At 65.9% G+C, this 671-nt stretch carries 1 protein-coding gene; it reads left to right on the top strand.

The window, feature by feature from the left end; genetic code table 11:
* On the top strand, window positions 1-671 hold a 671-nt coding region (locus U9J39_RS29410), incomplete at both ends, for a zinc-binding dehydrogenase (protein ID WP_326348806.1).

Below are 671 nucleotides of genomic sequence, written 5' to 3'. Positions count from 1 at the left end.
ACCTTCGCCAACCACATCGTGGTGCCGGAGATCGCGCTGGCGAAGATCCGCCCGGATGCGCCGTTCGACAAGGTCTGCTACATCGGCTGCGGCGTCACCACCGGCGTGGGCGCGGTGCTGTTCACCGCCAAGGTCGAGGCCGGCGCCAACGTGGTCGTGTTCGGCCTGGGCGGCATCGGCCTGAACGTGATCCAGGCGGCCAAGATGGTGGGCGCCGACAAGATCATCGGCGTCGACCTGAACCCGGCGCGCGAGGCGATGGCGCGCAAGTTCGGCATGACGCATTTCATCAACCCCAAGGATGTCGACAACGTGGTCGACCACATCATCCAGCTCACCGACGGCGGCGCGGACTACTCGTTCGAATGCATCGGCAACACGCAGGTCATGCGCCAGGCGCTGGAGTGCTGCCACAAGGGCTGGGGCAAGTCGATCATCATCGGCGTGGCCGAGGCCGGGGCGGAAATCTCGACGCGTCCGTTCCAGCTGGTGACCGGGCGCGAGTGGAAAGGCTCCGCCTTCGGCGGCGCGCGCGGCCGCACCGACGTGCCGAAGATCGTCGACTGGTACATGGAAGGCAAGCTCAATATCGACGACCTGATCACGCACACGCTGCCGCTGGAGCGCATCAACGAAGGCTTCGACCTGATGAAGCGCGGCGAGTCGATCCG

Source organism: Cupriavidus sp. SS-3 (assembly GCF_035818815.1).
GTDB classification, from domain to species: Bacteria; Pseudomonadota; Gammaproteobacteria; order Burkholderiales; family Burkholderiaceae; genus Cupriavidus; species Cupriavidus taiwanensis_C.
The sequence above is the reverse complement of the archived record's forward strand: the minus strand, read 5'-3'. Positions and strand labels throughout refer to the sequence as shown.